General features: G+C 69.2%; 6 protein-coding genes and 1 pseudogene. 2 read left to right on the top strand and 5 right to left on the bottom strand.

The genetic code is table 11. The annotated features are described in order from the left end of the window. Positions 1-245: 245 nt before the first annotated feature. Positions 246-839, top strand: coding sequence for an MBL fold metallo-hydrolase (locus ACJA3G_RS22470; RefSeq protein ID WP_406554826.1), 594 nt, complete (start codon positions 246-248; stop codon positions 837-839). A 230-nt stretch (positions 840-1,069) separates the two neighbouring features. Here the strand turns inward: ACJA3G_RS22470 and ACJA3G_RS22465 are convergent. From ACJA3G_RS22465 to ACJA3G_RS22450, 4 genes and pseudogenes are all read right to left on the bottom strand, one after another. Next, positions 1,070-1,606: pseudogene (locus ACJA3G_RS22465) on the bottom strand (DUF3159 domain-containing protein); the annotation flags it as partial. 640 nt (positions 1,607-2,246) lie between these two features. Beyond that, positions 2,247-2,849: a hypothetical protein gene (locus tag ACJA3G_RS22460; RefSeq protein WP_406554825.1), complete on the bottom strand. Its 603-nt coding sequence runs from the start codon at positions 2,847-2,849 to the stop codon at positions 2,247-2,249. Between the two features lie 690 nt (positions 2,850-3,539). Further along, entirely contained in the window at positions 3,540-4,094 is a 555-nt protein-coding gene (locus tag ACJA3G_RS22455; protein WP_406554824.1) for a hypothetical protein, read from the bottom strand. Between the two features lie 337 nt (positions 4,095-4,431). After that, positions 4,432-4,806: a winged helix-turn-helix transcriptional regulator gene (locus tag ACJA3G_RS22450; protein ID WP_406554823.1), complete on the bottom strand. Its 375-nt coding sequence runs from the start codon at positions 4,804-4,806 to the stop codon at positions 4,432-4,434. A 97-nt stretch (positions 4,807-4,903) separates the two neighbouring features. On the opposite strand from ACJA3G_RS22450, the gene ACJA3G_RS22445 reads away from it, so the two are divergent. Next, positions 4,904-5,785, top strand: coding sequence for an NAD(P)-dependent oxidoreductase (locus tag ACJA3G_RS22445; protein ID WP_406554822.1), 882 nt, complete (start codon positions 4,904-4,906; stop codon positions 5,783-5,785). 914 nt (positions 5,786-6,699) lie between these two features. Here the strand turns inward: ACJA3G_RS22445 and ACJA3G_RS22440 are convergent. Further along, on the bottom strand, positions 6,700-7,362 hold the full coding sequence (locus ACJA3G_RS22440) for a hypothetical protein (RefSeq protein WP_406554821.1): 663 nt from the start codon (positions 7,360-7,362) through the stop codon (positions 6,700-6,702). Positions 7,363-8,867 lie beyond the last annotated feature (1,505 nt).

The following is an 8,867-nucleotide window of genomic DNA, read 5'->3' as shown; positions in this document are numbered from 1 at the left end:
GTGGGGACGGGTCCGGGGCGGTCGGCGCACAAGGCGAAGTCGAAGCCGGGCAGGGCCGTTCCGTGGGGGCCGAACACCTCGGTGACGATGCCGACGGCGAGCATGCCGACGCCGGGCGGGACGTAGGCGGCGACGGTGGGGAAAGGCGGCATGGGGTGCAGTGTGGCACACGATGGCACGAATCCTGCGATGTGCGGCTGCTGTGCCACTCGTGAAGGGCTGCGGCACCGGGAAAGATGGGGGCCATGACAGACGCACCGCTCGGCCAAAGCGCCGTGTACAAGGTCCTGACCACCGGTTACGTGGGCTCCACCGGCCCCGGGGTTGCCGCAACCGTCTCCTACGTGCGTGACGCGGGACGTCACGTGATCTTCGACCCGGGCATGGTGGCCAGCCACGACGACATCCTCGCCCCACTCGCCGAGCTGGGCCTTGGTCCCGAGGACATCACCGATGTGGTGCTCAGTCATCACCACCCGGACAACACCATGAACGTGGGTCTGTTCGGCCGTGCCCGGGTGCACGACCACAAGGTGGAATACCTGGGCGACCAGTGGAAGAACCGGGACGCCGAGGGCTACGAACTCACCCCCTCGCTGCGGCTGATCCGCACCCCGGGCCACAGCGCCGAAGACATCACCCTGCTCGCGGGCACGGAGGCAGGCGTCGTGGCCTTCGCGGGCGACCTGTGGTGGCACGCGAACGGCCCGGCGGACGACCCGGTAGCCCCCGACCGCGAAGTACTCCGCGCCTCCCGGCAGCGGGTGCTGGCCGCGGCGGACCTGATCGTGCCCGGCCACGGAAGCCCCTTCACAGCCGACGACAACACTCCCCGCTGAGAACAAACCGTATGCGTGGGGGAGTGTGGCGCCTGGCTCGTGATCTCGCCGGAGCAAAGGCGTGTTGTGCGGGTGACGGTGCCCGCATCAGCTAGCGCTTCTGGCCTCGAATTTGATGTTCAGAACCGGCGGCAGGGGTGCAGAGGGGTGGTACCTCCTTCCCTTCTATGCGGGGCCCCACTGCGTACAGCGACAGGACCGCTTGCGTTTCCCTGGATGCCGGATCTGTATCAGGCGGCCGGGTCGCGGTGGCGGGCCACGGTCATGCGCGACAGGGCCAGCGTGGCGGCGGTGATGGCGGGCCACAGCACTCCCATGACGACGTGGAAGACACCGAGCCAGGCGATCTCCGCACGGATGTAGAGGGCGGCCTGCGCAGCCAGACTGGCCAGGCATACCAGGCCGATGCCCACGGTCATCCAGCGATAGAAACGGTGCAGGGGCGGATGCGAGCGCCAGCGTGGTGGGCCGCCCACGACCCGGTTCGCGACCAGGCCGGCCAGGGGGCGGCCTGCCAGCACCGACAGCAGGCAGGCCGCTGAGGAGGCCGCGGGCAGCAGCATGGGCAGCAGGAAGAAGCCCCGTGCCTGCCCGGTACCGACCGCCACGGCCGCGCAGGTCACCGCCAATAGCGCGCCGACCGCCGCATGCTGGAGGTACCGGCGGGCCCACAGGCCCCAGGCGAGGACCAGTACACCGGCCACCGTGGCCGCTACGAGGGCGGTCCGCAGCCCGTCGGCACCGTAGGCAGCCACGAACGCCAGGGTCGGCGCCGCCGTAGCCCGCGAGCCCCCCGGGAAGGCGGTCTCTCATCGTGCCCCCGGTCCGGTGTCGGGAGCAGCCTGCGCGTCGGCACGCTCCAGGGCACGGAGCGCGAGCAGGCCTCCGACGCCAGGGATGACGGCGCGCAGCGTGGCGCCGGTGCTGCGGTGCTGCGGTGCTGCGGTGCTGCGGTGCTGCGGTGCTGCGGTGCTGCGGTGTGGCGCCGGGTGGCCAGGACGCCGAAAAGCCAGGCGACCCCATGCACGGGCCCGAACAGCGCGGCGATCTCCCGGTCGTTCCCGGTGGTGAGGTTGGCCAACAACATGGCGAGGCTGACCAGCCGACCAGGACCAGCAGGCCACCGTCCTCGTCATCAGCTACCCACCCGGCCAGCCCTCGGACGACGACGAGTTTGCCGCGCCCAGCAGCCCAAGGAGCTCGGCCCTGCGGCGCCGATGGGCATGGGGACGGCCACTTGGCATGACTCGGCATCGGCCTGGTCCGGCAGAAAAACTCCCTGCGCTGAGACGGCAGAGACCGATGGTGAGGCCCGTGGCACTGGGCAGGTGGCGTGCGGGCGGCGAGCGCGGGACGGAGGAACCCTGCCGCAGTGCCACAGACGACATCCTGGTGCCGGGCGGCGCGTCAATGAGCCAGATGCCAGTCGGGTGCGGAGGGCATGTTCATGTGGGGTGCGAGGGAGCGAGCACGCTGCCACATGCCGTGCGCCTGTTCGGCAGGGCGCTGCTGTTCGCCGTGCAGAGCGTTGAGGATGACGAGGCCACCGGTCAGGGCAGGGACAGTCCACTGCATGCAGGCCAAGTGCCGCTGGGCTTTGTCGGTGTCGATGGGGTGCTTGGCGGCCTTCTCGGCGTCCTGCGGGTTGGACGAGGCCGCGAGCTCGATCTTCTTGCCCAGCACGCGGCTGTAGGCGGTGGCCGCGAGGGCGGCGCCGGTCAGGACGGTCTTGGCGACGGTGGAGGCGGCAACTCCCTGCTGGGCGACGACCCGCGGGGCGTTGGCGGCGAGCAGACCGCCGGAGCCGAACAGGTGCGTGGCGATCGCCGCGGCGTTGACGGGGGTCCATTTAGCCCAGCCGGAGCTGGCGATCCGGGCTGTGGTGGCCCAGGTGCCTCCCTCGTCGCGGGCGGCACCATTCAGGCCGACCGCGCCCATGAGGGAGCCGCCGAACCAGGCGGCCAACCCGACATCGTGCAGGCTGCGCAGCATCGTGTTGCGTGTCGACATGACCGGCTCCCTTGGCCCAGGTGGATGAAGCCCGGGCGAGGCGGCCGGGCGCGTATCCACCGTTGCCGAGGAGGAGGCCGTCCGCCATCGCGGTTGGTGCGAACGGAGCAGGCCAACCACGGAAAGGCAGCTGGGCCGGGTGGCGGACGCCCTATGCGCGAGCGGTCGGCGAGGAGAGGGACCGGAACAGCCGGCCCGGGTGAGTCGCCGACGCGCCAAGCCGCGCAGGTACGTCACCAGCCGCATAAAGTCGATGCCCGCGAGCTTGCGCACCGCGCTGCGGGCGCCGTCCGCCAACCGCCGTTCTGCTCCAGAGCGCCGCGCTATCCGGCTGGCGACACGCCATGCGAAGGCCGCTGGTCGTCCTACTGAGGCGGACGGCCGGAGAGGGCGCCGCCGACGTCGTCGACGAGGGCACGGCGGACGGTAATGCGCTTCCCGACCGGCTCGCGCTGCACCTCTGAAACCTGGGCCACGGCCGTCCGATCCGGTGTTGCCCGGGGCAGACAATGCAGCACTGCCTCGCTCAAGCCAGACGGGCCCGAGGCGAACACCCGCTGCCATCCGGACAGGAACGCACGGCCCTGGGCCCCGGTGCTCCCAAGTTGCTGCGGCTCCCGGCACCCTGCCTTCTGCCGTCGTCCTGGGCCGCGCACCGCGCGACGTCACATGCGATGACCTGACGTCACCTCAGTCACAAAGAGCCGCCATCCGCGCCTTCATCAGTCCCTTGCTCCGCGGGACGGGCGGTTCACCTTTCAGGTCCGCGCCGAGGTCATAGACGTTGGCGGCGAGGACCAGCTGCCGCTCACCGTCGGTGGTGGCGAGGGACACGCTGGTGAAGCCGGGCCCGCCGCCGTCCGTCTCCCAGACACTGATCAGCCTGGCGCCCGGATCCGAGCCGCAGGGCACCTCCATGCGCTGCACACCGAGTCCGTACGCCGGTGCGTCGAGGAACTGCACCGTGGTCAGGAGTTCGCGCTGCTGGGCGGGGTGCAGCAGCCGGGCTCGTTCGCCGCTCGCCGTATCCGCGAGCCCGGCCGCTGTCCGTGATTCGCGCTCTCCCTGCCTGACATACGCAACGACGCCTGGGAATCCGTCTGTGACCGTCTGCTCAAGGGCTTCCTCAAGTCCGGCGGGCCGCGTGGCCGGCGCCCGCTCCGCCGCGGTCGCCGGGAGGATCCCTGAGAGCGTCGCCGCGCAAATCCCCGCCCACAGGGCCGCAGCCCCTGCACGTGCCTTCACCGATTGCTCCTGCCTTCTGTTGCCTCTGCCGTTCCTGCCCTCAGCGTGCTGGGCCGCGCACCGGTCGCCCATCCAGCTGACACCCGTATCGCAACGGGGGCTGGCCCCCGGGAGCGTCACCACGTCCTGTCTCGGTGTGTGCGGGTCTCTGCGCGGCCCACGGCCGGGCGACCACCGAAGTTCGACAGAACGACTACAAAGAGCGCCATTCTGTGGAGTGTGGCATCAACCGGTTGAGACGCCACCGGGCGGTGGCCACGCGATACGACAAACTCGCGGTCCGCTACGCGGCACCGTGCTGGTCGTGGTCATCAACGAGTGGCTGTGACCAGCGCGTTCACAACAGCCCCTGGCTCGCCTTCTCTTCCAGTCCTCGAATGGCCGGCCGCTCGCGTCCCCAGGCGGCCAGCGGCTGGAGTGCGTCGTTGAGGCGCATGCCGTCCTCGGTCAGCGAGTACTCGACGCGGGGTGGCACCTCGTCGTAGGAGACGCGGCGCACGACGCCGTCCGCTTCCAGCTCCCGTAGGTGAGAGGCCAGCACCTTCTCGGTGATGCCGGGAAGCAGCCGGCGCAGCTCGCCGAAGCGGCGGTAAGGGTGCTCGTGGAGCGCCCAGAGGATCAGCACCTTCCACTTGCCGCCGATCACCTCCATCGCGGTGTCGATCCCGCAGACGTGTCCGTCTGGTGCGCTCGGCCGGTTCAGCGTCGTCATGCCCTACCCCCTCTGACGTGCTCACTCACCCCAGGGTAACCACCCACTCCGAAGTGCGTACTTGATCACTTCCGGGCCTGCGACCAGCCTGATCGGCATGACACACAACACCCTTGAGAAGACTTCCGTCACGCTGCTGGGCCTCGGCGCGATGGGCACCGCCCTGGCCCGTACCTGGCTTTCCGCCGGCCACCCGCTCACCGTTTGGAACCGCGCACCGGCGCGCGCCGCGGCCCTCGCCGCCGAGGGGGCACGGGTCGCGGACAGCGCCGCTGAGGCGGTCGCGGCGAACCCCTTGGTCATCGTCTGTCTGTTGGACGACGCCTCGGTCGAGCAGGTGCTGGCCGGCACCGACCTAGCCGGCCGGGACCTGGTCAACCTGACCACCAGCACCCCTGCCCAAGCCCGCGCCCGCGCCGAGTGGGCCCGCGAGCGCGGCGCCCGCTACCTGGACGGCGGAATCATGGCCGTCCCGCCGATGATCGGCGTCTCGGAGGCCGGCGGCTACGTCTTCTACAGCGGCTCACGAGAGCTGTTCGAGCGACACCAGGAGACCCTGGCCGTCCCGGCCGGTACCACCTACGTCGGCGAGGACGCGGGCTTCGCGGCCCTGCACGACGTGGCCCTGCTCAGCGCCATGTACGGGATGTTCGCCGGTGCCGCGCACGCCTTCGCCCTGATCCGCAGAGAGGACATCGATCCCGCGGCGCTCGCCCCGCTGCTCGCCGACTGGCTCGTCGCGATGGCCCCGGCGGTCCACCAGACCGCCGACCAGCTGCGCAGCGGCGACTACACCAAGGGCGTCGTCTCCAACCTCGCCATGCAGGTGGCCGGCACGCCGACCTTCCTGAGCACCGCCGAGCAGCAGGGTGTGAGCGCGGAACTGCTCAGCCCGTACTTCGAGCTGATGCGCCGCCGCCTGGCCGAGGGCAGCGGCGAGGAGGACCTGACGGGCGTGATCGACCTGCTGGTGCACTGACCAGCCACTCGCCGCCCCAGCAACGACCGTGCTGGTCACAGTCCTCAACGAGGCGCTGTGACCAGCACTTTCACAACAATCCCTAGATGCCGCGTTCGATCATGCCGATGAGGACCTGTCCTGCGTTGCGGGCCTGATCGGGGTGCGGGCCGCGCACGGGGCCGTCGATGAGGAGGACGGCGAGACCGCGGACGCTGGACCGGGCGAGGAACTCAGCGCCTGGGCGCCCGCCGGTCTTCGGGCAGCTGGCCGGTTTCCACGAGTCCGTCGAGGGCGGCGCGGCGCCCAGGAGGTCGAAGGGGGACTTGCCCCCCGGTTCCTGCGGCGTTGGCGTCTGAGGCGTGGGTCAGGTCCCCGGGAACACGGAAGGCGACATGGAAGGCGACGCGGAACAGGCAGGGTTCCTCCTGGGGCGAAGCGCAGGTAGCTAGTGCCGACCGCGCGGAAGCGGGCCCGGGCGGCTGCTTTGCGGTCGCGGCCGTCTTCCACGGCGGCCTGCTCGCCTTCCATGGTGCATGCGACTTGGGTCCAAGGCGGCCAGGGAGACGGCGTGCAGGAGCGCGCCGCGGTCGGCGAAGTGGGGCAATAGGCAGCGTTGGGGGCGACGGTCGCCAATACTCGGCGGAGCCCAGCCCGCGGAGAGAGTATGGGCAGGCGATCGCCCAGGGGAGGGCCGTCTCGGTGCGTCAGAACGTATTCGTAGCAATACCGGCCCCGCACAGCCTCACATGCGGGGATCTCAGCACGTCGACCTCGCAACCCGGCGTGAACGGGTCGAAACCGTGCCCGACCAGCCGACGGGACGAAGACATGCGCGATCCGGGTGTCGAGGCTGCACTGCGCGACGACCGCCACCCTGCGCCACGCGGGCTCGCGCCAGTTCCCCTGCCTGGATGCCGACTTCGCGCAAGCCGCTACGTCTGCCCCCTCTCCAACAGCTCGTTGAGGACCGACATCTTGTCGGGCCGTGCCTCCAGCAGGATGAGGCCGAGCACGGCGACCGGGTCGAGCGCGGGATCGCTGCGGGTGACGTATGTGTGGACAGTGCGGTCGGGCCGGGACTTCTCCCTGACGTCAAGGACGGTTCGTTCTGCGGACGTTACGGAGAAGTGCAGCTTCGTGCGGAATCGGGCACGGCGGATGCGGTACTCCGCTTCCCACAGCAGCACGGTGTTCCCATGGCGCTCTCCCACCGGCTGTCCATGTGCCGACAGCAGGGGCCGCCCCTCATTGAAGTCGACGAGCAGCCGCGGGTCGTCGCCGACTCGGTCCGTGCTGCCCAGCACATGCTGACGACCAGGGCCGGCCTGCGAAGCGAACGCCCCGACGGGTTCGCCGTCCAGTTGGAAGAACGAACTGACCATCCACATCATCGACTGGCCTGATCGAAGCCCATCGCTCGTCGTCATCACCGGCGCCTCACCCAGTTCCTGGAAAGCACATCGTCGTTTCGCGCATGGCCGCTGAGCCCCCATCGGCTGCTGGACATGACATTCACCAACGGAGACGTGAGTATTGCCGACGCGGTTCTCGATGCTGCTGCTGTGCCTCCCGTTGCGGCTGACGCGTGCGTGCACAACGTTCAGGGTTCTGCTGCCGGAGCCGTACGTCAGGGCGACGCGGCACGGCGATGGCTATACGGCATGGAACCGGACAAACAAATGGCGCGCCCTTGCCTGAACCGGGGATAGGCCACACCTGTTGCGCGCGGTAGCGTCCTTCGCGCTGCTGCTGAGCTGCACCGGTCCTCACCGGATCACGCTGTACGACAGTTGACCCCGCTAGAAGCGGCCATCTCGCCGATTTTCGACGTCCGGCTGCACCCTGACGGCGACGTGTCGCCGTCCATGATGTGCGCCTTGATCATCGACTTGCCGCTGACCGTGAGCGCGCCTCGAATGGTGCTGGGGGCTTGGCGCCGGCCGCAACGACGGGCAGTCCGGCTTATCGGCGGGGGATGTCGGCCAGGGCTTTGGCTGGTGGTTGGCTGTGGCATCGAGGGCCCTTGCAGCTACCTGGGCACAACCTGCCCTGTGCGCGTACGTGGCCGCCGGTTGGGCACCACGAGCGCAACGATGATCACTCCGCCTGCAACGAGAGTGGTAGGAAGGCGCAACGATGAGCACCGTGCCTGCAACGAGAGTGGTAGGAGGCAGTGTGAGTACTCCCGGTGGGGGAGATGGTTGTTCAATCCGTTGTGGGATGCCGCAGCTCTGGCACGTTCCCTAGCCTCTATCCATCGAACCGGCGCGGTACGGGCCGGTTCTCCCAGGGCCGGGTGCTGCAAGTTGCCCGTTGCTGTGTCGGGACAGGCCCGATGATGAGGGAAAGGGAGATTGAGCATGGGAACAAGGATTTTCAAGGCCGCCACCGTCCTCAGTGGTCTGATGCTGTTGGGCGGGGGTGTGGTGACGGCGAGCCCCGCGATGGCGACACCGGGACCCGCACCCGTCCGTATGGTCGTACAACCTGCGGACCAAGGTGCCGGTGATGCCTCGGGGACCGCGCAAAGTGCTGCGGTGCACACGGCATCTGCGGCGAAAGGGAGTTGGAAGGGGAAGTGCTACCCCTATCACAAGGTGGGCACTAACTGGGCCGGTGGCTGGTGCGACGGAAATGGGCCCAACTGGCAGTACTGGGCCTATGTGAACTGCTCGGGCGGCCATCGCTACTTCGGGCCGCATCACTGGATGGGTGACAGGCGAGGCTCCTACGTAGCCTGCAAGGCAGGGCAGAAGTACAAGTCCGGGGGGCTGTATACGTACTACTACGTCAATCCGTGACCTGGTGCGCCCGGCCCGGCCCCAGGTGAAGGCTGCTGCCTGAGAGACGGCCGGAACCTCCAGGCTCCACGGCCCAAGCACCGGCGCCTCACAGGTACCTAAAACCTGATCGTTGCCGAGCTCACCCGCACACGACGTCTCGTGAGCGCGCTCGCCGTCCACGACCTGCGCACAGTGTCACTAGAGATGATCTACAGGGCTCGGCCCCGCCGACCTCAGTGCCCCTCGGGCGGCGGGGCGTCCCCCGCGGCGCGGTACGGGCCGGTGATATTCAGCCGGGGTGTGTGTTGGGATGTGGG

The organism is Streptomyces sp. YS-3 (genome assembly GCF_045257485.1).
In the GTDB taxonomy this organism is placed as follows: domain Bacteria; phylum Actinomycetota; class Actinomycetes; order Streptomycetales; family Streptomycetaceae; genus Streptomyces.
Note: the sequence above shows the minus strand (reverse complement) of the source record. Positions and strands in the feature narration are given on the sequence as shown.